The organism is Mycobacterium sp. MYCO198283 (assembly GCF_021213805.1).
Classification (GTDB): Bacteria; Actinomycetota; Actinomycetes; order Mycobacteriales; family Mycobacteriaceae; genus Mycobacterium.
Map to the genome: position 1 here is coordinate 237454 of NZ_JAJQJI010000002.1, position 24934 is coordinate 262387.

The following is a 24934-nucleotide window of genomic DNA, read 5'->3' on the forward strand; positions in this document are numbered from 1 at the left end:
CCGATCAATCGTCTCGGCGATCGCCGCTGGACATGCCGGGTGCCCTTCGCCTCGGGGGTGTGGCCGCCCACTCACCCGACCAGCACGGCGTAGCGCGGCTTGATGACGTCGTCGATGATGGCCAGCCGCTCGTCGAAGCCGATGAACGCCGACTTCATCGCGTTGATCGTGAACCGCTGCAAGTCGCTCCAGCCGTAGCCGAACGCCTCGACCAGCCGCAGCATCTCCTGGCTCATGGTGGTGTCGCTCATCAACCGGTTGTCGGTGTTGACGGTGACGCGGAACCGCAGCCGCGCGAGCAGGTCGAACGGATGGTCGGCGATGCTCGCGACGGCGCCCGTCTGCACGTTGGACGACGGGCACATCTCGAACGGGATCCGCTTGTCGCGCAGCAGCGCCGCCAGCCGGCCGAGGCGGGCGGAGCCGTCGGGCGCCGGCTCGATGTCGTCGGCGATCCGCACGCCGTGCCCGAGCCGGTCGGCGCCGCAGTAGGCGATCGCCTCGTGGATGGACGGCAGGCCGAACGCCTCCCCGGCATGGATGGTGAAGCGGCCGTTGTGGTTGCGCAGGTACTCGAAGGCGTCGAGGTGGCGCGACGGCGGGTAGCCGGCCTCGGCGCCGGCGATGTCGAAGCCGACGACCCCGGCGTCGCGGAACCGGATCGCGAGCTCCGCGATCTCCCGCGAGCGGGCGGCGTGACGCATCGCGGTCACCAGACAGCGCACCGTGATCGCGCGGCCGTCGGCGGCCGCCGCCCGCTCGCCGTCGGCGAACCCGGCCAGCACCGCGTCGACGACGGCGTCCAGCGTCATCCCGCGATCGATGTGCAGTTCGGGCGCGAAGCGGATTTCGGCGTACACCACGGCGTCGGCCGCCAGGTCCTGCACGCATTCGTAGGCGACCCGGTGCAGCGCCTCGGGCGTCTGCATGACGCCGACGGTGTGCGCGAACGGCTCGAGGTAGCGCTCCAGCGACCCGCTGTGCGCGGCGGTGCGGAACCAGTCGGCCAACGCGGCCTCGTCCGTCGCGGGCAGCGCGTCGTAGCCGGTCTCGGCGGCCAGCTCCAGCACCGTCGCCGGGCGCAGGCCGCCGTCGAGGTGGTCGTGCAGCAGCGCCTTGGGTGCGCGGCGGATGTTGGGCAGGTCGAGCGGTGTGGTCATGACGTGATCCGATCGATGACGAGCGGCCGAACCGGCGGTGCGTCGGGCCCGACCGACCAGCCGCCGTCGAGGGCGGCCAGCGCGACGGGCAGCCGTTCGGGGGTGTCGGTGTGCAGCGTGAACAGCCGCGCACCGGCGGCGACGGGCTCGCCGGGCCGGTGGTGCCACCGCACGCCCGCGCCCGGCTGCACCCGCTCACCCGGACGCGAGCGACCGCCGCCGAGTCGCCACGCCGCCATTCCCACCGCCATCGCGTCGATGTCCCCCATGATGCCGCCCTCGGAGGCGGTGACGGTCTCGGTGTGCGCGCCGATGGGCAGGGGTGCGGCAAGGTCCCCGCCCTGCGCAGCGACGAGCGCCCGGAAACAGTCCATCGCCGAGCCGTCGCGCAGCGCGTCGGCGGGATCGCGGTGGTCGAGCCCGGCCGCGTCGAGCAGCTCAGCGGCCAGCGCGAGCGTCAGCTCCACCACGTCGGGCGGCCCGCCGCCGGCCAGCACCTCCAGCGACTCCGAGACCTCCAGCGCATTGCCGGCGGTGTAGCCGAGCGGCACGTTCATGTCGGTGAGCAACGCCCGGGTGGGCACGCCGCCATCGCTGCCCAGCGCCACCATGGTCCGCGCCAGCTCGTAGGACTCGTCGAGCTCCTTGAGGAACGCTCCCCGCCCCACCTTGACGTCGAGCACCAGCGCGGCGGCGCCCTCGGCGAGCTTCTTGCTCATCACCGAGCTGGCGATCAGCGGCAGCGACTCCGTGGTGCCGGTGACGTCGCGCAGCGCGTAGATCTTGCGGTCGGCGGGCGCGAGGTCGCCGGCGGCGAAGATCGCGGCACCCACGGCGGACAATTGGTGACGCACCCGGGCGACGGGAAGCTCCGCGCTGAACCCGGCGATCGATTCCAGCTTGTCGAGCGTGCCGCCGGTGTGGCCCAGCCCCCGGCCGGCCGCCTGCGGCACCACCCCGCCGCACGCGACCACCAGGGGCACCAACGGAATGGTGATCTTGTCACCGACCCCGCCGGTCGAGTGCTTGTCGACCGGGGTGACCGGGCGGCCGTCGCGCCGAAGGTCGGAGAAGTCCAACCGCTCCCCCGACGCGATCATGGCGGCGGTCCAGCGGGTGATCTCGGCGTGGTCCATGCCGCGCAGGAAGACCGCCATCAGCAGTGCCGACATCTGCTCGGGCGCGACGTCGCCGCGGGTGAAGGCGTCGACCACCCAGTCGATGGCCGCGTCGTCGAGGCGGTGGCCGTCGCGCTTGGTGCGGATGACGTCGAGAACTGACGGTGCCGTGACGTCGGCCATGCCGTCCGGTACGGCGCGCAGCCCTTCGGGAATCACCCCGCCATGGTAGGAGTCAGCGGTTCAGGTCGTGGCGGCCGAACGCGTCGGGAAGCAGCTCTGCCAGCGGTTTCGGCCCGTCGGGATGGTCGATCAGCAGCTCGGGGCCGCCGTGCTCCAGCAGCACCTGGCGACACCGCCCGCACGGCATCAGCGGGGCTCCGGCCGCGTCGACGCACGACAGCGCGATCAGCCGACCGCCGCCCTGGGCGAACAGGGCGCACACCACAGCGCACTCAGCGCAGAGACCCAGGCCATATGAGACATTTTCCACATTGCATCCGACGACGATGCGCTGCTCAGCGGTCAAGCCCGCCGCTCCGACCGCGAAGCGGGAATAGGGTGCATACGCATGCCGCGACACGGCGAAAGCGCTGTCGCGCAACGATTTCCAGTCGATTTCGGCCATCTGTCACGCCATTCTGGGGCGACCGTACCGATTCGGTCGAAACAATTCGCTCACCTCGGTTGTTGATGCAGGTAACCCTAACTTCGACGCCCCGGGTCAGACCGGCAATTTTCGCGGTGCTTACGTCGACGACAATGGGTCTAGAGTCGCCCACGGTTAGCCCAACCGACAAGCGTCCACCGAAGGCGTTGGAGGCCTGATGAGTACTCCCACCACCGCTCGGCCGGCTGCGAATTCCCAGACGTCCGAGGGTCCCGTCGCACCGGAGAAGCCGAGGCGCCGGCGCACGCTGTACCGCGGCGACCCTGGCATGTGGTCGTGGGTGCTGCACCGGATCAGCGGCGCGACGATCTTCTTCTTCATGTTCGTCCACGTCGTCGACACGGCCCTGGTGCGCGTCAGCCCGGAGGCCTACAACTCCGTCGTCGAGACCTACAAGACGCCGATCGTCGGGTTGATGGAGATCGGCCTCGTCGCCGCCGTGCTGTACCACGCCCTCAACGGCATCCGGGTGATCCTGATCGACTTCTGGTCGGAAGGTCCCCGCTACCAGCGGCAGATGCTCTGGGTCGTCGCCGGCATCTTCCTCGTCGTGATGATCGCCTCGCTGGGCGTCATCGGCATCCACATGTGGGAGCGATTCGCGTGAGCGCACCAGCAGCCGAGAACAAGCGCGGCCCCGAAGCCCCGGTGTTGCAGCGCAGCCACGACCGGCCGCCCGCGCTGGACAACCCCCGCGCCCCGCGGCGCGCGAGCGGCCTGCCGAACTTCGAGAAGTACGCCTGGCTCTTCATGCGCTTCTCGGGCATCGTGCTGGTGTTCCTGGCGCTCGGCCACCTGTTCGTCATGCTCATGTGGGACAACGGCGTCTACCGCGTCGACTTCAACTACGTGGCGCAGCGCTGGGCGTCGCCGTTCTGGCAGACCTGGGACCTGCTGCTGCTGTGGCTGGCCCAGCTGCACGGCGGCAACGGACTGCGCGTCATCATCGCCGACTACGCCCGCAAGCCGGTCACCCGGTTCTGGCTCAACGCCCTGCTGGCGACGTCGCTGATCTTCATCCTGGTGCTCGGCACGTACGTGCTGGTCACCTTCGACCCGAACATCGGGTAAATCGGGAGCCGCACACCATGATTCAAGAACACCGGTACGACGTCGTCATCGTCGGCGCGGGCGGCGCGGGGATGCGCGCCGCGGTCGAGGCGGGCCCGCGCGTGCGGACCGCCGTGCTGACCAAGCTGTACCCCACCCGCAGCCACACCGGCGCCGCGCAGGGCGGCATGTGCGCGGCGCTGGCCAACGTCGAGGACGACAACTGGGAGTGGCACACCTTCGACACCGTCAAGGGCGGCGACTACCTCGCCGACCAGGACGCGGTGGAGATCATGTGCAAGGAGGCGATCGACGCCGTCCTCGACCTGGAGAAGATGGGGATGCCGTTCAACCGCACCCCCGAGGGCCGCATCGACCAGCGCCGGTTCGGCGGGCACACCCGTGACCACGGCAAAGCCCCCGTGCGCCGCGCCTGTTACGCCGCCGACCGCACCGGCCACATGATCCTGCAGACGCTGTACCAAAACTGCGTCAAGCACGACGTGCAGTTCTTCAACGAGTTCTACGCGCTCGACATCGCGCTGACCGAGACGTCGTCCGGCCCGGTCGCGACCGGCGTCATCGCCTACGAGCTGGCGACCGGCGACATCCACGTCTTCCACGCCAAGTCGGTCGTGTTCGCCACCGGCGGCTCGGGCCGCATGTACAAGACCACCTCCAACGCGCACACGCTCACCGGCGACGGGCTGGGCATCGTGTTCCGCAAGGGACTTCCGTTGGAGGACATGGAGTTCCACCAGTTCCACCCGACGGGCCTGGCCGGGCTCGGCATCCTCATCTCCGAAGCCGTGCGCGGCGAGGGGGGCCGGCTGCTCAACGCCGACGGCGAGCGGTTCATGGAGCGCTACGCGCCGACCATCGTCGACCTCGCGCCGCGCGACATCGTCGCCCGCTCGATGGTGCTCGAGGTGCTCGAAGGCCGCGGCGCCGGACCGAACAAGGACTACGTCTACATCGACGTGCGGCACCTGGGCGCCGACGTGCTCGAAGCCAAGCTGCCCGACATCACCGAGTTCGCCCGCACCTACCTGGGCGTCGACCCGGTCAAGGAGCTGGTGCCGGTCTATCCGACGTGCCACTACGTCATGGGCGGCATCCCGACCAACGTCAACGGCCAGGTGCTGCGCGACAACGACAGCGCCGTGCCCGGGCTCTACGCCGCCGGCGAGTGCGCGTGCGTGTCGGTGCACGGTGCGAACCGGCTGGGCACCAATTCGCTGCTCGACATCAACGTGTTCGGCCGCCGCGCCGGCATCGCGGCCGCCGAGTACGCCGAGCACCACGACTTCGTCGACATGCCGGAGAAGCCGGCGTCGATGGTCGTCGGGTGGGTGTCCGACATCCTCTCCGAGCACGGCAACGAGCGCGTCGCCGACATCCGCGGCGAGCTGCAGCAGTCGATGGACAACAACGCCGCGGTGTTCCGCACCGAGGAGACGCTCAAGCAGGCGCTCACCGACATCCACGCGCTCAAGGAGCGCTACGGCCGGATCTCGGTGCACGACAAGGGCAAACGCTTCAACAGCGACCTGCTCGAAGCCATCGAGCTGGGCTTCCTGTTGGAGCTGGCCGAGGTCACCGTCGTCGGCGCGCTGAACCGCAAGGAATCGCGCGGCGGCCACGCCCGCGAGGACTACCCGCACCGCGACGACACCAACTACATGCGCCACACCATGGCGTACAAGCAGGGCACCGACCTGCTGAGCGACATCGCGCTGGACTACAAGCCCGTCGTCCAGACGCGGTACGAGCCGATGGAACGGAAGTACTGATCATGACCGCTGACGAGCGCTCGCGCGAGGAATCATGACTGCAGTGATCGAACCCGACACCAGAAGCCCCGAACTGCCGCCCGTCCCCGACGGCGCGGTGATGGTGACGCTGAAGGTCGCCCGCTTCAACCCGGAGGACCCGGACGCCTACGCGGATTCCGGTGGCTGGCAGAGCTTTCGGGTGCCGTGCCTGCCCACCGACCGGCTGCTGAACCTGCTGCACTACGCCAAGGGCTACCTCGACGGCACGCTGACGTTCCGCCGGTCCTGCGCGCACGGGGTGTGCGGGTCGGACGCCATGCGCATCAACGGCGTCAACCGGCTGGCGTGCAAGGTGCTGATGCGCGACATGCTGCCGAAGAACCCGAAGAAGCAGCTCACCATCACCATCGAGCCCATCCGCGGCCTGCCCGTCGAGAAGGACCTCGTGGTGAACATGGAGCCGTTCTTCGACGCCTACAAGGCCGTCAAGCCGTACCTCATCACCAGCGGCAACCCGCCGACGCGCGAGCGCATCCAGAGCCAGACCGACCGGGCGCGCTACGACGACACCACAAAGTGCATCCTGTGCGCCGCGTGCACCACCGGCTGCCCGGTGTTCTGGAGCGAGGGCAGCTTCTTCGGGCCCGCCGCGATCGTCAACGCGCACCGGTTCATCTTCGACAGCCGCGACGAGGGCGCCGCCGAGCGGCTGGAGATCCTCAACGAGGTCGACGGCGTGTGGCGCTGCCGCACCACCTTCAACTGCACCGACGCCTGCCCCCGCGGCATCCAGATCACCAAGGCGATCCAAGAGGTCAAGCGCGCGCTGATGTTCTCGCGGTAGGCCAATCCCTTTTCCGCGGCTGCGCCGACACTTAACCCGTTGCGACGACACGCCGTACGGGCTCGCACTGGCTTACGTCTCGGCGACATGTCGGTGGTCGGCGGCAAAGTGCCGGCATGGAGAAGGTCTTCGTCGGAAGCGACGCCGTCCGCGCGGGTGCTGTCACGCCGTACCAGTTGCGGTCGCGCTTCCGCGCCGTCTGCCCCGGTGTCTATGCGCCGTTGTCTGAGCCGCTTTCACTGCGGGATCGCACCGTGGCGACGTGGCTGTGGTCCGGCAGGCACGGGGTGATCGCGGAGCTCGCTGCCACGGCGCTGCACGGGTCGAGCTGGGTCGACGACGACGTGCCGATCGCCGTCGTCTCGCGCAACACCAACCCGCCCGTCGGCATCGTGACCCGCAACTATCGCCTCGCCGCCGGCGAGGTCACCACCGTCTGCGGACTGCCGGTCACGACGTCGGCCCGCACGGCCTACGACCTGGGCAGACTGCTCCCGCGCAGCGACGCGATCGCGCGTCTCGATGCGCTGCGCCGGGCGAAGCCGTTCCAGGCGGCCGACGTGCTGCGGATCGCCGCCGCCCACCCGGGTGCGCGCGGCGTCCGCCAACTTCGGTCCCTGTTGCCGCTGGTCGACGCGGGTGCCGCGTCGCCGAAGGAGAGCGAGCTCAGGCTGCTCCTGCTCGACGCGGGCCTCCCCCGACCCGAGACGCAGATTGCCATTGTCGAACGCTTCCGGCCCATCGCGTTTCTCGACATGGGTTGGCAGGACTACCAGGTCGCGGCGGAGTACGACGGTGACCAACACCGCACCGACCGGCGGCAGTTCAGCAAGGACGTTCGACGCCTAGAGATGTTGCAGAGCCGAGGCTGGCTGATCGTGCGGGTACTTGCCGGCGACCGGCCCGACGACGTGGTCGCGCGGGTGCGTGCGGCACTGCTCAGCAGGGGCTATCGCGACACTTAATGCATTGCGACGACACGCCGACGGGTATCGCACTGCAACACGTCTCGGCGCGGGCGGCGGCGCGGCGGCGGGCGCTGTCACATTCGAGCGGGCTGCGTCGTCAACCGGATATGACCACCACACGCATCGCACCCCTGCCGCCTCAACGCGCCTCGCTGCTCACCCGGCTGCTGTACCGCTACGCCCGCCGCCGCTTCGGCGAGGTGCCCGAACCCTTCGCCGTCTACGCACACCACCGCAAGCTGCTGGTCGCCGGCGCCGTGCACGAAGGCCTGCTCCAGCGGGCGTCGACAACCCTGCCCGCCAGCGTCCGCGAGCTCGCCGTGTACTGGACGGCCCGGCGCGTCGGCTGCTCGTGGTGCGTGGACTTCGGCGCGATGCTGCAGCGCCTCGACGGCCTGGACGTCGACCGGCTGACGCACATCGACGACTACGCCACCTCGCCGGCCTACACCGACGACGAGCGTGCGGCGATCGCCTACGCCGACGCGATGACCACCGATCCGCACACCGTCACCGACGAGCAGGTGGCCGACCTGCGCACGAGGTTCGGCGACGCCGGCGTCATCGAGCTGACCTACCAGATCGGCGTGGAGAACATGCGGGCGCGCATGAACGCCGCGCTGGGCATCACCGAGCAGGGCTTCAGCGCCGGGGCGTGCCGGGTGCCGTGGCAGGCAGCGGAGAACCCGTGAACTTGTCCGGGTTGGCGACGTCCCAGATCGCGGCGACGCGGCCGTCGCGCACGGTCAGCGCCTGGATGCGGGGCGTCAGCTCCGGCCACTCGTCGGTGGCCGGCAGGCCCGCGCTGAGCAGGCCGAGCTCGCCGTTGACCCGCACCAGCTCACCGGCGGAGAAGAACCGCGGGCCGTAGCGGCGGGCCAGCCCGAACAGGAAGCGGGCCACCTTGTCCGGCCCGCGAATCACCTGCGGCGCGGTGGGCGCCCGCCGGTTGCTGTCGCCGGTGAACGTGACGTCGGGATGCAGCAGCGCGACCACGCCGGCCAGATCGCCGGCCGCCATCGCCGCTAGCAGCTTGCCGACCACCTCGTCGTGCGACGCGGTCGGTGGCGGCGCGGCGGCGACCACCCGCCGGGCCCGTGACGCCAGCTGTCGCGCCGCGGCGGGGCTGACGCCCAGCACGTCGGCGACCTCGCCGAACGGCACGGCGAAGCCGTCGTGCAGCACGAACGCCACCCGCTGGTCGGGCGTCAACCGCTCGAGCACCACCATGGCGGCGAACCGCGCGTCCTCGTGCGCGACGACGACCGCCAGCGGGTCGTCGCGGTCAAGCGGCGTCACGACCGGTTCGGGCAGCCACTGGCCGGCGTAGTGCTCGCGGCGCCGCGGCGCCGACCGCAGCCGGTCGAGCGCCAGCCGGCTGACGACCGTCGTGAGCCACGCCCGCGGCTCGGCCACCTCGGCGGGCGCCGACGACGCCCAGCGCAGGTACGCGTCCTGCACCAGGTCCTCGGCGTCGGCGAACGTGCCGGTGAGCCGATAGGCCACCGCCAGCAGGTGAGGCCGCTGCGCCTCGAACTCGGCGACCGACGTCATGGGACCATCGTGCCCCTATCCTCCACGTCATGACCACGACGGAATCGCCGCCCGCCGCCGGCGCTAAGGGTCTGCAGGCCGGCGCGCTGGGGCTGGTCGGCAACATCGTGATCGGGCTGGGGGCCGTCGCACCCGCCTACAGTCTGGCGGCGACGCTGGGCTACGTGGTGCTCGCGGCGGGCGAGAAGGCGCCGTCGATGTTCGTGGTGGCGTTCATCCCGATGCTCCTCGTCGCGTTCGCCTGCAAGGAGCTGTCGCAGGACACGCCGGACTGCGGCACCACCTTCACCTGGGGCGCGAAGGCGTTCGGGCCGTGGGTCGGGTGGATCGGCGGCTGGGGCCTGGCGGTGTCCGCCATCATCGTGCTCGCCAACGTGGCCGAGGTCGCGGCGATCTACCTGTACCGCTTCCTGGGCGACGTGACGGGGAACGGCGAGCACAACCTCTTCAACACCCTCGCCGACGACCTGCTCGCCAGGATCCTGCTCGGGTCGTTCTTCATCGTCGCGATGACGTGGGTGAGCGCCCGCGGCATCGTGCTGGCCGAGCGCATCCAGACCGTCATGATGGCCATCCAGTTCGGCGTGCTGATCTGCGTGAGCGTCATCGCGTTGACGCGGGTGCTCACCGACACCGCCGGCGACCAGGCCATCACGCCGTCGTGGGGCTGGTTGTGGCCGAGCGGACTGGACTCGTCGTCGATCGCCGCGGCGGTGATCCTGTGCATCTTCATCTACTGGGGCTGGGACGCGTGCCTGGCTGTCGGCGAGGAGACGAAGGACCCCGGCCGTACGCCCGGGCTCGCCGCGGTCATCACGACGTTGATCCTGCTGTGCACCTACGTGCTGGTGGCCTACGCCGTGCAGAGCTTCGCCGGGTTCGGCGACACCGGAATCGGCCTGACCAACGTGCGCAACGCCGACGACGTGCTGACGATCCTCGGCGACCCCGTCGCGGGCACCGTGGCCGCTGCGGCGCTCCTGCTGACGGTGTCGGTGTCGGCGCTGTCGAGCACGCAGACCACCATCCTGCCGACCGCGCGCGGCACGCTGTCCATGGCGGTCTACGAGGCCATCCCGAAGCGGTTCGCGCGCGTCCACCCCCGGTTCATGACGCCGGCGTTCGGCACCGTGGTGATGGGCGCGTCGGCGCTCGGCTTCTATCTGGTGCTCAGCCTCGTCAGCCAGAACGCGCTGCAGGATTCGGTCGCCTCGCTCGGGCTCGCGGTGGCGTTCTACTACGGCATCACCGCCTACAGCTGCGTGTGGTACTTCCGTCGCACGCTCCGCACGTCGGCGCGCAACCTGTTCTTGCGCGGCGTCTTTCCGCTGCTCGGGGCGCTGGCGATGACGTGGGCGTTCGTGCAGAGCGCGGTCGACATGATCGACCCGGCGTACGGCGAGACCGCCTACGGCCCGCTCGGCGGGGTGTTCGTGCTCGGCGTCGGCATGCTGGTGCTCGGTGTCCCGCTGATGCTGCTGTGCTTCGCGTTCGGCACGAGACGGTTCTTCCGCGGCGAGACCCTGAGCGTCACCACCGACCTGCCCGCGGTCGTGGCCCCGGGCAGCGGCCGCTGAGCGGTTCCGACGGCGACCGAAGCGGTGCACAATCGTGCGCATGGCTGACACCGGAGTACACGCCGGCATCCGCACGCCGCCGTTGCGGACCGCGTCCGGGGCGAGGCCGTCCGTCCAGCTCGACGACCTGTCCAAAGCGATCATCGAAGAATTGCAGGCCGACGGCCGGCGCTCGTATGCCGGCATCGGCAAGGCGGTGGGGCTGTCGGAGGCCGCGGTCCGCCAGCGCGTGCAGCGCATGGTGGACTCCGGCGTCATGCAGATCGTGGCGGTCACCGATCCGATGCAGCTCGGGTTCGCCCGGCAGGCCATGATCGGCATCCGCTGCAGCGGCGACACCACCAAGGTCGCCGAGCAACTGGCAGCCATCGATGCCGTCGACTACGTCGTCCTCACCGCCGGGTCGTTCGACGCGATCATCGAAGTCGTGTGCGAGGACGACGGCGACCTGCTCGAGCTGCTCAACACCCGCATCCGCGCGGTCCCCGGCGTGACCTCCACCGAAACCCTGGTCTATCTGAAACTCGTGAAGCAGCAATACGACTGGGGTACCCGGTGACCGCCAAACCCCGCTCCATCGACCCGGTGCGCTGGCGGCCGCCGCCGGTGACTCCGCTGCCGGAGCCCGACGTTCACGCGCCGCTGCGGGTGCTGCCCGTGCCGGGGCACGCCCCCGAGGACGTCGTCGTCGACGCTGGCGGCGCGCTGTGGACCGGCGTCGACGACGGCCGGATCCTGCGCATCGAGGGTGACGACGTGGCGGTGGTCGCCGCCACGGGCGGACGTCCGCTCGGGCTGGCCACCACCCGCGACGGCCGGCTGCTGATCTGCGACAGCCACCGCGGGCTGCTGCGGCTCGATCCCGCCACCGGCGAGCTGGAGACGCTGGTGGCGCAGGTCGCGGGCCGTCCGCTGATGTTCTGCTCCAACGTCGTCGAGGCGTCCGACGGCACGATCTACTTCACCGAGTCCACCGACCGCTGGCGCTACGAGTACTACAAGGGGGCGGCGCTCGAGGGCCGCGCGAACGGGCACCTGTTCCGGCTCGGCACCGACGGCAGCGTCGACGAGCTGCTGCACGGCCTGATGTTCGCCAACGGCGTCACGCTGACGGCCGACGAGTCGGCGCTGGTGTACGCCGAAACGCTGGCCGCCCGGCTTTCGACGTATCACCTCACCGGGCCCGACGCCGGCCGCGTCACCCCGCTGGCCGAACACCTGCCCTGCCTGCCCGACAACATCTCGACCGCCCCCGACGGCGGGATCTGGGCCGCGATGGTCGCCGCGCGCAACCCCGTCAGCGAACTGCTCGCGCCGCGGCCGCCGATCCTGCGCAAGCTGCTGTGGCTGCTGCCCTACGACAAGCTGCCCAAGCTGGCGCCGACGGTCTGGGCGGTGAAGTTCGACCCGGGGACCGGCGAGGTGCTTCGGCAGCTGCACACCGAACACCCCGACTTCGCAGCGGCGACCGGCCTGGTGGAGCACGCGGGCCGGCTGTGGCTGGGATGCATCGGTTCGGCCGCGCTGACGTCCGTCGACCTCTCCTGACCGCGCGGCTCCGGGCTTTCGGCCGCTCGGTCGCCTACTGTGTCGAGGCGATGGGAAAACGCTCGGCTCTCGGTCCGCGCGCTGCCGCGGTGGCGCTGACACTGCTGCTCACGCTCACCCCGGCCGTCGCGGTCTCGACGGTCGTCGACCCGGCGACGGCGGCCGCCGAGCCCGCCGTCTCCGACCCCGACGCCTGCCCGTACCGGGTGAACACCCCGCCCGCCGTCGACGCATCGGAGGTGCCGACGGCCGGCCCGCCGCCCGAACCGCTGCCGGTGCCCGACCGCCCGGTCGGCGGCGACGCCCTGGCCAGCTGCGGCGTCGTGGTGGCGCCGGACACCCCGCCCGTCCCCGGCGACGTCTCCGCCGAGGCGTGGCTGGTCGCCGACCTCGACACCGGCGACATCATCGCCACCCGGGACGCGCACGGCCGGCACCGGCCCGCCAGCATCATCAAGGCGCTCATCGCGATGCAGGCGATCGACGAGCTCAACGGCAACACCCGAGTCGTCGGCACCGCCGAGGACGCGGCCGCCGAGGGCACCAAGGTCGGCGTGGACGAGGGCGGCGTCTACACCGTCAACCAGCTGCTGCACGGGCTGCTGATGCATTCGGGCAACGACGCCGCGCACGCGCTGGCGCGACAGCTCGGCGGCATGGACGTCGCGCTGCAGAAGATCAACACGCTCGCCCGCAAGCTCGGCGCCACCGACACCCGCGCGGCCACGCCGTCCGGGCTCGACGGGCCGGGCATGAGCACGTCGGCCTACGACATCGGGCTGATCTACCGGTACGCGTGGCAGAACCCGACGTTCGCGAACATCGTCGCCACCAGGACGTTCGACTTCCCGGGCCATGGCGACAGCCCCGGATACGTCCTGGAGAACGACGTCCAGTTGCTGTACCACTACCCGGGCGCGCTCGGCGGCAAGACCGGCTACACCGACGACGCCGGCCAGACGTTCGTCGGGGCCGCCGACCATGACGGGCGCCGGCTGATCGCGGTGCTGCTGCACGGCACCCGCCAACCGATCGCGCCGTGGGAGCAGGCGGCCCGGCTACTCGACTACGGCTTCGCCACGGCGCCGGGCACCCGGGTCGGCGAGCTGATCGACCCGGATCCGTCGCTGCGGCGGGCGTCGCTGCCCGAGGTGGTCGGCGGCGCCGCCCAGGCCGTCGCTCCGGCGATCCCCGCCGCCGACGCACTGCCGGTGCGAGTGGGCGTCGGCATCGTGGGCGTCGTGGTGGTGCTGGGCCTGATCCTGGCGGCCCGGGCCGTCAACCGCCGGTCACGAACCTGAGCGCCGCCGGCCCCGCAGCCGCGCAAGGCCCACGCCCGCGGCCACACCGGCCGCCGCGGCCGCGACCGTGCCCACCGCGCTGGGCTCGTCGCGGGTGCGCACCGACGTGGTCACGATCGCCGGTCCGGGCGGCGAGACCGTCATGTTCTCCGGCGACGTCGCCGCCCAGGCGGTCGCGAACAGCACCAGCCGGGCCGTGATGTAGGCGAACACCATCAACCCCAGCACCGGCCCGAACGTCGCGCCCGCCGGCCCCTGCAGCACCGAGCGCAGGTACACCGTCCCGACCTGTTTGAACACCTCGAACGCGACGGCCGCCAACAGACCGGCGCGCGCGGCACTGCGGTAGGTCACCTTCTCCCGCGGCAGCCGGGCGATCATCCAGGTGAACAGCAGCCACGAGATGCCGACCGCGATCAGCATCGACAGCACCTTCAGCCCGCCCGCCAGGCCCGGGATGTCCTCGATGCCCGCATAGCCCAGCACCCGGGTGATCAGCCCGCGGTCCCCGAGTGCGGTGAGGCCCACGGTGACGACGATCGCCAGGAACGCCGACAGCAGCGCCGCCAGATCCGACAGCTTGGTGCCGAGGAAGTTGCCGGTGCCGCTGTGCTGCTCCCACATGGCGCTGAGCGCCTCGCGCAGATTGTTCATCCAGCCCAGCCCGGCCCAGGCCGCCGTCGCGAGACCGAACAGGCCCAACGACGTCCGCGAGTCGATCGCGGTGTTCATCAGGTCGACGAGCTGCTGCCCGACGTCCCCGGACACCGTGGCGGTGATGCGGCGCTCCAGCCGGTTCAGCACGTCGGGCTGGCTGGCCAGGACGAACCCGGTGATGGCGAAGCCGACCATCAGCAGCGGGAACAACGCGAACACCGTGAAATAGGTGATGCCCGCGGCGAAGAAGTCGCCCTTGGTCTCCTGATAGCGCTCCTGGGCGCGCATCACGTGGTCGAACCACGGATAGCGGGCCCGGAGCCGGTCGAGCACACCCGGCTTGTCGTCGCCGCTTCCCGGCATGTGCCCGCCTTCCCGCCCGACGACCGCTACGACCCGAGGAAACCCATCCGGTCATATACCCGCGCGAGCGTCGCCGCAGACACCCCGCGGGCGCGCTCGGCCCCGGCCGCGAGGATCGCCTCCAGCTCGGTGGGATCGGCGAGCAGCTCGTCGACGCGGGCCTTGATCGGCGTCACGAACTCGACGACGGCGTCCGCGGTGTCCTTCTTCAGATCGCCGTAGCCACGCCCGGCGTACTGCGCCGCCAGCGCGTCGACTCCCGTACCGGTGACCGCGGCCTGGATGGTCAGCAGGTTGGACACCCCGGGCTTGGCGACGGGGTCGTAGCGAATGTCGCGCTCGCTGTCGGTGACGGCCGAGCGGATCTTCTTCGCCGACACCTTCGGGTCGTCGAGCAGGCTGATCAGCCCGGCGTCCGACGCCGCCGACTTGCTCATCTTCGCCGTCGGGTCCTGCAGGTCGTAGATCTTCGCGGTCGCCTCGGGGATCAGCGCATCCGGGACGACGAACGTGTCGGCGAAGCGGCCGTTGATGCGCTGGGCGAGGTCGCGGGCGAGCTCCAGGTGCTGGCGCTGGTCCTCGCCGACGGGCACCACGTCGGTGTCGTAGAGCAGGACGTCGGCGGCCATCAGCACCGGGTAGGTGAAGAGGCCGACGGTGGTCGCCTCGGCGCCCTCCCGCTGCGACTTGTCCTTGAACTGCGTCATCCGCGACGCCTGCCCGAAACCGGTGAAACAGCCCAGCACCCATGCCAACTCGGCGTGGGCGGGGACCTGGCTCTGCACGAACACCGTCGCGCGCTGCGGATCGACCCCCAACGCCAGATACTGCGCGGCGGTCACCAGCGTGCGCCGCCGCAGCACCGCCGGGTCCTGCGCGACGGTGATCGCGTGGAGGTCGACGACGCAGTAGTAGGCGTCGTAGTCGTCCTGCAGCGCCACCCACTGCCGCACCGCCCCGAGCGCGTTGCCGAGGTGCAGTGAGTCGGACGTGGGTTGGGCGCCGGAGAACACGACCTTCCGCGCGCCGTCAGCTGTGCCCGTCATGATGCGCCCATCTTTTCACGCGTACTCGACGGTCACCGGCGCATGGTCGGACCACCGCAGCGCATAGGCGTCGGCCCTCTCGACGCGCGCCGTTACCGCGCGGGCGCCGAGGCGCGGCGTGGCCAGCTGGTAGTCGATGCGCCAGCCGGCGTCGTTGTCGAACGCCCGCCCGCGCCACGACCACCAGCTGTACGGGCCGGGCACCCCGGGATGCAGCGCCCGCACCACGTCCACCCACCCGGAGGCCAGCAGCCCGGCGACCCACGCCCGCTCCTCGGGCAGGAAGCCGCTCTTCTTGACGTTGCCGCGCCAGTTCTTGATGTCGAGCTCGGTCGGCGCGATGTTCCAGTCCCCGCACAGCACGGCGTCACGTCCGTCGCGCAGCCGCGCCATCCGGTCCCCGATCGCCGCGCAGAACCGCTCCTTTTCCTGCTGGCGCGCGGTTCCCGCCTCGCCGGTCGGTATGTAGATGCTGGCGACCGTCAGCTCGCCGAGGTCGACCTCCAGGTAGCGGCCGTGCGCGGCGAACTCGTCGGCGCCCGGCACGCCGATGCGCATCGCGTCGGGCGCCCGCCGCGACAGCACGGCCACCCCGTTGCGGCCCTTGAGGTGCGGCCCGGCGGCCGACAGGAACCAGCCGTCGGTGAGCGCCGGCGCCAGCGCGTCGGCGAGCTGGTCGTCGTCGGCGCGGGTCTCCTGCAGGCACACGACGTCGGCGGTGGTGGCGGCCAACCACGGCAGCAGCCCGCGGTTCTCCGCCGAGCGATGCCTCACTGCGGCGCGGATGCCGTTGACGTTGACGGTCGTCACTATCATGGCGCCGAACCCTAGATCACGATGTTGCGGTACCGGGGGTATCACCCTACTGTCGCGACATGAGAGAACGCCCCCCGATCCACGTAGGAACCGGTGAGCCGGTCCTGCTCCTGCACCCGTTCATGATGTCGCAGGCGGTGTGGAAGAAGGTGGCGCCGCTGATCGCCGACCGCGGCTACGAGGTGTTCGCGCCCACGATGCTGGGGCACAACGGCGTCCGACGCGGCACGTTCTTCCTCGACAGCGCGTCGCTGGCCGACGACGTCGAACACCGCATGGACCAGCTCGGCTGGAACACCGCCCACGTCGTCGGGAACTCGCTCGGCGGCTGGGTCGCATTCGAGTTGGAACGGCGCGGCCGCGCCCGGACGCTGACGGGCATCGCCCCCGCCGGCGGTTGGCGGCACGTCACGCCCGCCAAGTTCGAGATCGTCGGCAAGTTCCTCGGCGGGCTGCCGCTGTGGCTGTTCTGTCTGGCCCTGCGCGACAAGGTGCTGCGGCTGCCGATCACCCGTTACCTCGCGTACCTGCCGGTCAGCGGCACGCCCGACGGGCTCACCGACGAAGACCTCGCCGACATCATCGACGACGTCGCCCACTGCCACGCCTACTACCAGCTGCTGGTCAAGTCGCTCACCCTGCCGGGCCTGCTGGAGCTGGCCGAGGGCAAGACGCCGACGCACCTGGTGATCTGCGAGAAAGACCGCGTGCTCCCGCATCCGCGGTTCACCCGCCACTTCATCGAGCAGCTTCCCGACGACACCAAGATCACCCACCTCGACGGGGTCGGCCACATCCCGATGTTCGAGGCGCCGCAGCAGATCGCCGACCTCATCGTCGACTTCATCGAGGAGCACCTCGGCAAGGTGGCGCAGGACTCGTCGGCGTCCTAGCAGGGCGGCGGTTCGTCCCCGGGCGCTGCCGGCGTCGATCGGGGACGGGCGGCTTGGCTCGCCCGCCGTCTGGAGCGTCGGCACCGGCGCGGTCGGGGCGGCCAGCGCCGGGAACAACATGGCGCTGCCCGGCAGCGTCACATACCGCCCGCCGGCCGGCGACGTCCACATGACCGACTCAGCGATCCGCCCGATCAGTCCGCCGAACCCTCATGGTCGAACATTTGTTCGATTCTACTCCGCTCCACCGACGAGTCGGCCGGTGCGCGCCCCGCCGATTTGGCGGCGATCGCGCAGCGTGCGCTACGCTGCGAATCGGTCATGAGCGCCAGCGACAAGCCCCGGCTTGCTGGCCGGCAACCCTCCAACCGCGGTGGGGTGCCCCGGGTGATGACCAGGTTGAGTAACCGGCCTCGCGCAGGCACGGATACACGGCAAGCGCGGGTCCGCCAGTCGGGCCCCGGGATGAGAACAGGGACACCTGATGCGGAGGCCTCCACGTGTGTAGCTGTTGCTGAACGCCGGACGCCCCCATCACTGGTTTGCGGCGCACGAGGTGCGCCTTCCCCTGAACTGGAGAACCCACCATGACCGAGACCCCCGCCGTCGAGGACCCCACCGCCTCCTGGTCCTTCGAAACCAAGCAGGTCCATGCCGGCCAGACGCCGGATGCGGCCACCGGCGCCCGGGCGCTGCCGATCTACCAGACCACGTCGTATGTGTTCGAGGACACCAACCACGCCGCCGCGCTGTTCGGCCTGCAGGCCGAGGGCAACATCTATACCCGCATCGGCAACCCGACCACCGACGTCGTCGAACAGCGCATCGCCGCGCTGGAAGGTGGTGTGGCAGCGCTGTTCCTGTCGTCGGGCCAGGCCGCCGAGACCTTCGCGATCCTCAACCTCGCCGGCGCCGGCGACCACATCGTCTCCAGCCCGCGGCTCTACGGCGGCACCTACAACCTGTTCCACTACACGCTGCCGAAGCTCGGCATCGAGGTCAGCTTCGTCACCGACCCCGACGACGTCGACTCGTGGCAGCAGGCCGTGCGGCCCAACACCAAGGCGTTCTTCGCCGAGACCATCTCCAACCCGCAGATCGACGTCCTGGACACCCCGGCCGTCAGCGAGGTGGCGCACCGCAACGGGGTGCCGCTGATCGTCGACAACACCATCGCGACGCCGTACCTGATCCAGCCGATCAGCCAGGGCGCCGACATCGTCGTGCACTCGGCCACCAAATATCTCGGCGGGCACGGCTCGGCGATCGCCGGCGTGATCGTCGATGGCGGAACCTTCGACTGGACCAACGGCAACTTCCCCGGCTTCACCACCCCGGACCCGAGCTATCACGGGGTGGTGTTCGCCGAGCTCGGCCCGCCGGCCTACGCGCTGAAGGCCCGCGTGCAGCTGCTGCGCGACCTCGGCTCGTCGGCCGCGCCCTTCACCGCGTTCCTCATCGCCCAGGGCCTGGAGACGCTGAGCCTGCGCATGGAGCGCCACGTCGCCAACGCGCAGCGGGTCGCGGAGTTCCTGGCCGGCCGCGACGAGGTGCGCAGCGTCAACTACGCCGGGCTGCCGTCGTCGCCGTGGCACGAGCGCGCACAGCGGCTGGCGCCCAACGGAACCGGCGCCGTGCTGGCGTTCGAACTCGCGGGCGGCGTCGACGCCGGCAAGGCGTTCGTCAACGCGCTGACGCTGCACAGCCATGTCGCGAACATCGGTGACGTGCGCTCGCTGGTCATCCATCCGGCGTCCACCACGCACGCTCAGCTGACTCCTGAGGAGCAGTTGACGACGGGCGTCACGCCGGGCCTGGTGCGGCTCGCGGTCGGCATCGAGGGGATCGACGACATCCTGGCCGACCTCGAGCAGGGCTTCGCGGCCGCCCGCGTCTACGGCGGCGCCACCTCCGATCCGCATGCGGCCGCGGCCTTCTGACGATGGGTGGGGTCTTCAGTGACTGTCTCCGATGAGCGCCTCCTGACGCTGCCCGCCGAGGGCGAGATCGGCATCGTCGACATCGGCTCGCTGCGCACCGAGAACGGCGCCGTCATCGACAACGTCTCGATTGCCGTCCAGCGGTGGGGCGCGCTGTCCCCGGCGCGCGACAACGTGGTGATGGTGTTGCACGCCCTGACCGGCGATTCGCACGTCACCGGTCCGGCCGGCCCGGGCCATCCGACGCCCGGCTGGTGGGACGGCGTGGCCGGACCGGGCGCGCCGATCGACACCGACGAGTGGTGCGTGGTCGCCACGAACGTGCTGGGCGGCTGCCGCGGCTCCACCGGTCCGAGCTCGTTGGCGCCGGACGGAAAGCCGTGGGGCTCACGGTTTCCCATCATCACCGTCCGCGACCAGGTGGCCGCCGACGTGGCGGCGCTCGCCGCGCTCGGCATCACCGAGGTCGCCGCGGTGGTCGGCGGATCGATGGGCGGTGCCCGCGCGCTCGAATGGATGGTCACCTACCCCGACCGGGTGCGCGCCGCGCTGGTGCTGGCGGTCGGCGCCCGCGCCACGGCCGACCAGATCGGCACGCAGAGCACGCAGGTCGCGGCGATCACGTCCGATCCGGACTGGCAGGGCGGCGACTACCACGGCACCGGCCGGTCACCCCGCACCGGTATGGAGATCGCCCGCCGCGTCGCGCACCTGACCTACCGCGGCGAGGAAGAACTCGACCTGCGCTTCGGCAACGCGCCGCAAGCGGGTGAAAGTCCGCTCACCGGTGGGCGTTACGCCGTCCAGAGCTATCTGGAACACCAGGGCGCCAAGCTGGTGTCGAGGTTCGACGCCGGCAGTTACGTGGCGCTCACCGACGCGCTCTCGAGCCACGACGTGGGCCGCGGTCGCGGCGGCGTGCGGGCGGCCCTGCAGAGCTGTCCGGTGCCGGCGGTCGTGGGCGGCATCACGTCAGACCGGTTGTATCCGTTGCGGTTACAGCGCGAGATCGCGGACCTGCTGCCCGGCTGCACCCGGCTGAACATCGTGCAGTCCGACTACGGCCACGACGGTTTCCTGGTGGAGACCGAAGCGGTGGGCGAGCTGGTACGCCACACGCTGGCGCTCGCGAAGGGCGATCGCCGGCGGTGAGCCACCCGCGGCAGGAGCGTTCGCTCTCCTTTGGCGCCGAGGCCGCCGCCTACGAGCGCGGCCGGCCGTCGTACCCGCCGGACGCCATCGATTGGTTGTTGCCGCCGCATGCGACCAGCGTGCTGGATCTCGGCGCCGGCACCGGCAAGCTCACCATCCGGCTCGCGGAGCGCGGCCTGTCGGTGGTCGCGGTGGACCCGCTGCCGGAAATGCTGGAGGTGCTGCAGCATTCGCTGCCCGAGACGCCGGCGCTGTTGGGCACGGCGGAGGACATCCCGCTGCCCGACGACTCCGTCGACGCGGTGCTGGTGGCGCAGGCCTGGCATTGGTTCGACCTGCAGCGCGCCGTCAAGGAGGTCGCGCGGGTGCTGCGGCCCGGCGGCCGGCTCGGGCTGGTGTGGAACACCCGCGACGAACGGCTGGGGTGGGTGCGCGACCTCGGCCGGATCATCGGCCACGAGGAGGACCCGTTCACCCGCACCGTGGAGCTGCCGCCACCGTTCGGCGCCGTCGAACGCCACCACGTCGAGTGGACGAACTATCTGACGCCGCAGGCGCTGATCGACCTCGTCGCCTCGCGCAGCTACTGCATCACCGCACCCGCCGACGCCCGCACCGAAACCCTGGCCAAGGTGCGCGAACTGCTGGCGACGCATCCGGCGCTGGCGAACTCGACGGGTGTGGCGCTGCCGTACGTCACCGTCTGCATCCGGGCGACCCTGGAGCAGTAGTGTCCGAAATAGCCAATTTGGCTACACTGGGGGCATGTCCGGTCTGACCTACCGCAACAGCGACGGCGAGCTCGTCGACGTACCGACCGTGGCCGCCACCCGGTTCAAGAACGAATTCGGTGCCATCTTCGAGCAGGCGACCGTGCGCGGCGCCGTGGCGATCACCAAACACAACACCCCAAGGCCGTGCTGGTGTCCTACGCCGAATTCCAGGCGCTGGTCAAGGCCCGCTCGCCGGTGCTAGACGAGCTCACCGAACAGTTCGACGCGCTGCTCGACGGCATGCAGACATCGGCCGCGCGGTCGGCCATGGCGGCTGCCTTCGACGCCGATCCACAGCGGCTCGGTGAGGCGGCGGTCGAGGCGCACCGCTGACCGCCGGCGCCCAGGACGCGCCCCGGCTGTACGTGCTCGCCGGCGTCAACGGCGCCGGCAAGAGCAGCATCGGCGGCGCCATGTTCCGCGTCGCGGGCACCGACTACTACAACCCCGACGAAGCCGCCCGCGCACTGGTCGCGGCGAACCCGGGCCTGGAGCAGGTCAAGGCCAACGCCGCGGCCTGGCGGCAGGGCAAACGGCTGCTGACCCGCGCGATCGCCGAGCGGCTGGACTTCGCGTTCGAGACGACGCTCGGCGGCTCGACCATGACCGCGCTGCTCGCCGACGCCGCGGCGCAGGGTTTCGAGGTGCGGATCTTCTACGTCGGGCTCGCGAGCCCGCAGGACCACATCGCGCGGGTGCACTCGCGGGTCGCGGCCGGCGGCCACGACATCCCCGAAGCCGACATCCGGCGACGGTGGAAGCACAGCCGGCTGAACCTCATCAGCCTGCTGCCGGTGCTCACCGAGCTGCGGGTCTACGACAACACCGCCGCCGGCGATCCGCGTGCCGGCGTAGCCCCGCGGCCGGTGCTGGTGCTGCACATGGTGCGCGGCGAGATCGTCGGGCCGCCGGACCTGCGGGCGACGCCCGAGTGGGCGAAACCGATCGTCGCGGCGGCGCTGCGGCTGCGCTAACTCGTGCCCAGCGGGTCGATGGTCCAGGCGATGTAGACCACCACGGCCGCCACGGACGCCGTCGTCAGGAAGTCGACGCCGCGGCTGCGCACCGCGAGCAGGCCGGCGCGGTCGTCGGACAGCAGCAGCCGAAGGGCCGCGGCGAGCGCCACCCCGATGCCGATCAGCAGCGCACCCCGCCGCCAGAATCCGGCCATCACCAGCACGAACGCCGCGACGAACACCAGCGCGACCGACAGGATCGGCCACTGTTTGGAGACGACGTCGCGAACGCTCATGCGCTGCGTTCCGCCCGCTCCACCACGTTGGTCAACAAAAAGGCGCGGGTCATCGGGCCGACACCGCCGGGGTTCGGCGACACGTGGCCGGCGACGTCCCACACGTCCGGCGCGACGTCGCCGACGAGCGCGCCGTCGACGCGGCTCACCCCGACGTCGACGACCGCCGCGCCGGGCCGCACCATGTCGGCGGTCACCAGGTGTGGCACACCCACTGCGGCGACGACGATGTCGGCCTGGCGGGTGAGCGCCGCGAGGTCACGGGTCCCGGTGTGGCACAGCGTGACCGTCGCGTTCTCCGACCGGCGGGTCAACAGCAGCCCGAGCGGTCGGCCGACGGTGACGCCGCGACCGATCACCACCACGTGCGCGCCGGCGATCGGGACGTCGTAGCGACGCAGCAGCGCCACGATGCCGCGCGGCGTGCACGGCAGCGCCGCGGCCTTGCCCAGCACCAGCCGGCCGAGGTTCGTCGGGTGCAGGCCGTCGGCGTCGCGATCGGGATCGACCCGCTCCAGCGCGGCGTTCTCGTCGAGGTGGCCGGGCAGCGGCAGCTGAACGATGAAACCGGTGCAGGCCGGGTCGGCGTTGAGCTCGTCGATGGTCTCGTCGAGCGTGGCCTGGCTGATGTCGGCGGGCAGGTCGCGCCGGATCGAGGAGATGCCGACCTTGGCGCAGTCGCCGTGCTTGCCGCGCACGTAGGCCTGCGATCCGGGATCGTCGCCGACGAGGATCGTGCCCAGCCCCGGCGTGCGGCCCTGCTCGGTGAGCGCCGCCACCCGCCGCTTGAGGTCGACGAAGATCTCGTCGCGCGTCACTTTGCCGTCGAGCGTTATCGCACCCACGGCGGCCATTGTGGCAGGCTGCTGCTATGAACACCCAGCCCAAAGTGTTCACTGACGTTTTCAGTGAGGCCACGCTCGGCCCGATCACGCTGCGCAACCGCATCATCAAGGCCGCGACCTTCGAAGCGGCCACGCCCGACGCGCTCGTCACCGACGACCTCATCCACTACCACCGGCTGCCCGCTGCCGGCGGCGTCGGCATGACCACCGTCGCCTACTGCGCGGTGGCGCCCGGTGGCCGCACCGACGGGTGGCAGCTGTGGATGCGGCCCGAGGCGGTCCCCGGCCTGCGCCGGCTGACCGACGCCGTGCACGCCGAGGGCGCGGCGATCAGCGCGCAGATCGGCCACGCCGGCCCGGTGGCGAACTCGCGCACCAACAAGGCGACCGCGCTGGCGCCGGTGCGGTTCTTCAACCCGCTGTCGATGCGCTTCGCGAAGAAGGCCACCCGCGAGGACATCGCCGACGTCACCGCGGCCCACGCGAACGCCGCCCGGCTGGCGATCGACGCGGGTTTCGACGCCGTCGAGATCCACCTCGGCCACAACTATCTGGCCAGCGCGTTCCTGTCCCCGCTGCTGAATCGGCGCACCGACGAGTTCGGCGGCTCGCTGGCGAACCGCGCCAAGGTGGCGCGCGGTGTGGTGCGCGCGGTGCGCGACGCCGTCGACTCACACGGCGCCGGCCGGATCGCCGTCACCGCCAAGCTCAACATGACCGACGGCGTGCGCGCCGGGATCCCGCTGGAGGAGTCGCTGCAGACCGCGAAGTGGCTGGAGGAGGACGGCGGGCTCGACGCCCTCGAACTGACTGCGGGCAGCTCGCTGGTCAACCCGCTGTACCTGTTCCACGGCGACGCCCCGGTGAAGGATTTCGCCCAGGCCTTCGCCCCGCCGCTGCGCTGGGGCATCCGGCTGGCCGGGAAGAGGTTCTTCCGCGAATACCCCTACCGCGAGGCGTTCCTGCTGGACAAGGCCCGGAAGTTCCGCGCGGAGCTCACGATGCCGCTGATCCTGCTCGGCGGCATCACCAACCGGGAGACGATGGACCTGGCGATGGCCGAGGGATTCGAGTTCGTCGCGATGGGTCGCGCGCTGCTCGCCGAGCCGGACCTGATCAACCGCATCAAGGCCGACGGCAGCGGCAGCGTGCGCTCGATCTGCAACCACTGCAACAAGTGCATGGCCACGATCTACAGCCACACCCGGTGCGTGCTCACCGGGGCGCCCGACACCGTCACGGTCTGACGGTCCGCAGCCCGCGGCGGACCTTTTCGCGCGGACGGGTCGAAACCGCGAACCCGGCTCCGTCCCCGGTATGTCAGCGACGATGTCTGACAGACCGAAAGGAACTGATCATGAAGTATCTGCTGCTCAAGCACTTCCGCGGCGGACCCGCCCCGGCCGTCGACCATCCCCCGATGGACCAGTGGACGCCCGAGGAGGTCGATGCGCACCTGTCCTACATGAACGACTTCGCGTCGCGGCTGGTCGAGACCGGCGAGTTCGTGGACAGCCGGGCCTTGTCACCCGACGGCGCGTTCGTGCGCTCCGACGGCGAGGGCCGCCCGCCGGTGACCGACGGCCCGTCCGCCGGCCTCGCCGAACGCGACCACCTCACGCGGCAGGCGGC

25 protein-coding genes, 2 pseudogenes and 1 riboswitch are annotated in these 24934 nt (G+C 70.8%); of the genes and pseudogenes, 18 read left to right on the top strand and 9 right to left on the bottom strand.

Going from position 1 to position 24934, the window contains the following annotated elements; genetic code table 11:
* Positions 1 to 71 precede the first annotated feature (71 nt).
* Genes LV457_RS05300 through LV457_RS05310 form a run of 3 tightly spaced genes read right to left on the bottom strand, consistent with a single transcriptional unit; the run spans position 72 to position 2906 of the window.
* A complete protein-coding gene (locus LV457_RS05300; protein ID WP_232169504.1) occupies positions 72 to 1160 on the bottom strand; it encodes an adenosine deaminase in 1089 nt (362 codons plus the stop codon).
* Entirely contained in the window at positions 1157 to 2461 is a 1305-nt protein-coding gene (locus LV457_RS05305; protein WP_232169967.1) for a thymidine phosphorylase, read from the bottom strand. Before LV457_RS05305 ends, LV457_RS05300 begins: the two co-directional genes overlap by 4 nt.
* Before the next feature lie 52 nt (positions 2462 to 2513).
* On the bottom strand, positions 2514 to 2906 hold the full coding sequence (locus LV457_RS05310) for a cytidine deaminase (protein WP_232169505.1): 393 nt from the start codon (positions 2904 to 2906) through the stop codon (positions 2514 to 2516).
* 199 nt (positions 2907 to 3105) lie between these two features.
* Here LV457_RS05310 and sdhC point away from each other — a divergent pair, with 199 nt between their 5' ends.
* The 6 genes and pseudogenes from sdhC to LV457_RS05340 form a co-directional block, all read left to right on the top strand.
* Positions 3106 to 3555 carry a succinate dehydrogenase, cytochrome b556 subunit gene (gene sdhC, locus LV457_RS05315; protein ID WP_255701606.1) on the top strand — a complete coding sequence of 150 codons (450 nt, stop codon included), beginning with the start codon at positions 3106 to 3108 and terminating at the stop codon, positions 3553 to 3555.
* Positions 3552 to 4019, top strand: coding sequence for a succinate dehydrogenase hydrophobic membrane anchor subunit (locus tag LV457_RS05320; protein WP_232169506.1), 468 nt, complete (start codon positions 3552 to 3554; stop codon positions 4017 to 4019). The genes sdhC and LV457_RS05320 overlap by 4 nt, the downstream gene beginning before the upstream one ends.
* A 17-nt stretch (positions 4020 to 4036) precedes the next feature.
* On the top strand, positions 4037 to 5791 hold the full coding sequence (gene sdhA, locus LV457_RS05325; protein WP_232169507.1) for a succinate dehydrogenase flavoprotein subunit: 1755 nt from the start codon (positions 4037 to 4039) through the stop codon (positions 5789 to 5791).
* Between the two features lie 34 nt (positions 5792 to 5825).
* Positions 5826 to 6617: a succinate dehydrogenase iron-sulfur subunit gene (locus tag LV457_RS05330; protein ID WP_232169508.1), complete on the top strand. Its 792-nt coding sequence runs from the start codon at positions 5826 to 5828 to the stop codon at positions 6615 to 6617.
* Between the two features lie 116 nt (positions 6618 to 6733).
* A complete protein-coding gene (locus LV457_RS05335; RefSeq protein ID WP_232169509.1) occupies positions 6734 to 7582 on the top strand; it encodes a hypothetical protein in 849 nt (282 codons plus the stop codon).
* A 98-nt stretch (positions 7583 to 7680) separates the two neighbouring features.
* Positions 7681 to 8277 (top strand): annotated as a pseudogene (locus LV457_RS05340) (carboxymuconolactone decarboxylase family protein); the annotation flags it as partial.
* Here LV457_RS05340 and LV457_RS05345 read toward each other — a convergent pair.
* Positions 8228 to 9139, bottom strand: coding sequence for a sigma-70 family RNA polymerase sigma factor (locus LV457_RS05345; RefSeq protein WP_232169510.1), 912 nt, complete (start codon positions 9137 to 9139; stop codon positions 8228 to 8230). The pseudogene LV457_RS05340 and the gene LV457_RS05345 overlap by 50 nt on opposite strands.
* A 29-nt stretch (positions 9140 to 9168) precedes the next feature.
* Between LV457_RS05345 and LV457_RS05350 the strand changes: the two genes are divergently transcribed.
* From LV457_RS05350 to LV457_RS05365, 4 genes are read left to right on the top strand one after another with little or no spacing between them, the layout of a single operon-like run.
* On the top strand, positions 9169 to 10716 hold the full coding sequence (locus LV457_RS05350; protein ID WP_232169511.1) for an APC family permease: 1548 nt from the start codon (positions 9169 to 9171) through the stop codon (positions 10714 to 10716).
* Positions 10717 to 10756: 40 nt separating this feature from the next.
* Positions 10757 to 11275 (top strand): Lrp/AsnC family transcriptional regulator, encoded by a 519-nt coding sequence (locus LV457_RS05355; protein ID WP_232169513.1) that lies wholly within the window; start codon positions 10757 to 10759, stop codon positions 11273 to 11275.
* The gene (locus tag LV457_RS05360; RefSeq protein ID WP_232169515.1) at positions 11272 to 12264 is read left to right on the top strand and encodes an SMP-30/gluconolactonase/LRE family protein; all 993 of its coding nucleotides are present in this window, start codon (positions 11272 to 11274) and stop codon (positions 12262 to 12264) included. The genes LV457_RS05355 and LV457_RS05360 overlap by 4 nt, the downstream gene beginning before the upstream one ends.
* Positions 12265 to 12314: 50 nt before the next feature.
* A complete protein-coding gene (locus LV457_RS05365) occupies positions 12315 to 13565 on the top strand; it encodes a D-alanyl-D-alanine carboxypeptidase family protein (RefSeq protein ID WP_232169516.1) in 1251 nt (416 codons plus the stop codon).
* On the opposite strand, the gene yhjD is transcribed toward LV457_RS05365, so the two are convergent.
* From yhjD to LV457_RS05380, 3 genes are read right to left on the bottom strand one after another with little or no spacing between them, the layout of a single operon-like run.
* Positions 13554 to 14585, bottom strand: coding sequence for an inner membrane protein YhjD (yhjD, locus tag LV457_RS05370; protein WP_232169517.1), 1032 nt, complete (start codon positions 14583 to 14585; stop codon positions 13554 to 13556). The two genes, LV457_RS05365 and yhjD, sit on opposite strands and share 12 nt — an antisense overlap.
* 26 nt (positions 14586 to 14611) lie before the next feature.
* Positions 14612 to 15631 carry a tryptophan--tRNA ligase gene (gene trpS / locus LV457_RS05375; protein WP_232169518.1) on the bottom strand — a complete coding sequence of 340 codons (1020 nt, stop codon included), beginning with the start codon at positions 15629 to 15631 and terminating at the stop codon, positions 14612 to 14614.
* Between the two features lie 15 nt (positions 15632 to 15646).
* The gene (locus tag LV457_RS05380) at positions 15647 to 16447 is read right to left on the bottom strand and encodes an exodeoxyribonuclease III (RefSeq protein ID WP_232169519.1); all 801 of its coding nucleotides are present in this window, start codon (positions 16445 to 16447) and stop codon (positions 15647 to 15649) included.
* 59 nt (positions 16448 to 16506) lie between these two features.
* Between LV457_RS05380 and LV457_RS05385 the strand changes: the two genes are divergently transcribed.
* The 6 genes from LV457_RS05385 (at position 16507) to LV457_RS05410 (ending at position 22179) form a co-directional block, all read left to right on the top strand.
* Positions 16507 to 17340 (top strand): alpha/beta fold hydrolase, encoded by an 834-nt coding sequence (locus LV457_RS05385; RefSeq protein ID WP_232169520.1) that lies wholly within the window; start codon positions 16507 to 16509, stop codon positions 17338 to 17340.
* A 317-nt stretch (positions 17341 to 17657) separates the two neighbouring features.
* A riboswitch (SAM riboswitch) is annotated at positions 17658 to 17787 on the top strand.
* Between the two features lie 140 nt (positions 17788 to 17927).
* On the top strand, positions 17928 to 19280 hold the full coding sequence (locus LV457_RS05390) for a bifunctional o-acetylhomoserine/o-acetylserine sulfhydrylase (RefSeq protein WP_232169521.1): 1353 nt from the start codon (positions 17928 to 17930) through the stop codon (positions 19278 to 19280).
* An 18-nt stretch (positions 19281 to 19298) separates the two neighbouring features.
* The gene (locus LV457_RS05395) at positions 19299 to 20432 is read left to right on the top strand and encodes a homoserine O-acetyltransferase (protein WP_232169522.1); all 1134 of its coding nucleotides are present in this window, start codon (positions 19299 to 19301) and stop codon (positions 20430 to 20432) included.
* The gene (locus LV457_RS05400) at positions 20429 to 21163 is read left to right on the top strand and encodes a class I SAM-dependent methyltransferase (protein WP_232169523.1); all 735 of its coding nucleotides are present in this window, start codon (positions 20429 to 20431) and stop codon (positions 21161 to 21163) included. Before LV457_RS05395 ends, LV457_RS05400 begins: the two co-directional genes overlap by 4 nt.
* A 192-nt stretch (positions 21164 to 21355) precedes the next feature.
* A complete protein-coding gene (locus LV457_RS05405; RefSeq protein ID WP_232169525.1) occupies positions 21356 to 21538 on the top strand; it encodes a hypothetical protein in 183 nt (60 codons plus the stop codon).
* Positions 21535 to 22179, top strand: coding sequence for a zeta toxin family protein (locus LV457_RS05410; protein ID WP_255701611.1), 645 nt, complete (start codon positions 21535 to 21537; stop codon positions 22177 to 22179). The genes LV457_RS05405 and LV457_RS05410 overlap by 4 nt, the downstream gene beginning before the upstream one ends.
* On the opposite strand, the gene LV457_RS05415 is transcribed toward LV457_RS05410, so the two are convergent.
* Positions 22176 to 22457: a DUF3017 domain-containing protein gene (locus LV457_RS05415; protein WP_232169528.1), complete on the bottom strand. Its 282-nt coding sequence runs from the start codon at positions 22455 to 22457 to the stop codon at positions 22176 to 22178. The genes LV457_RS05410 and LV457_RS05415 overlap by 4 nt on opposite strands.
* Complete coding sequence (locus tag LV457_RS05420) at positions 22454 to 23302, bottom strand: bifunctional methylenetetrahydrofolate dehydrogenase/methenyltetrahydrofolate cyclohydrolase (RefSeq protein WP_232169529.1); 849 nt, start codon at positions 23300 to 23302, stop codon at positions 22454 to 22456. The genes LV457_RS05415 and LV457_RS05420 overlap by 4 nt, the downstream gene beginning before the upstream one ends.
* A 26-nt stretch (positions 23303 to 23328) precedes the next feature.
* Here LV457_RS05420 and LV457_RS05425 point away from each other — a divergent pair, with 26 nt between their 5' ends.
* Both LV457_RS05425 and LV457_RS05430 read left to right on the top strand, forming a co-directional pair.
* Positions 23329 to 24549, top strand: coding sequence for an NADH:flavin oxidoreductase (locus LV457_RS05425; RefSeq protein WP_232169530.1), 1221 nt, complete (start codon positions 23329 to 23331; stop codon positions 24547 to 24549).
* Between the two features lie 110 nt (positions 24550 to 24659).
* A pseudogene (locus LV457_RS05430) lies at positions 24660 to 24896 on the top strand (hypothetical protein); the annotation flags it as partial.
* Positions 24897 to 24934 lie beyond the last annotated feature (38 nt).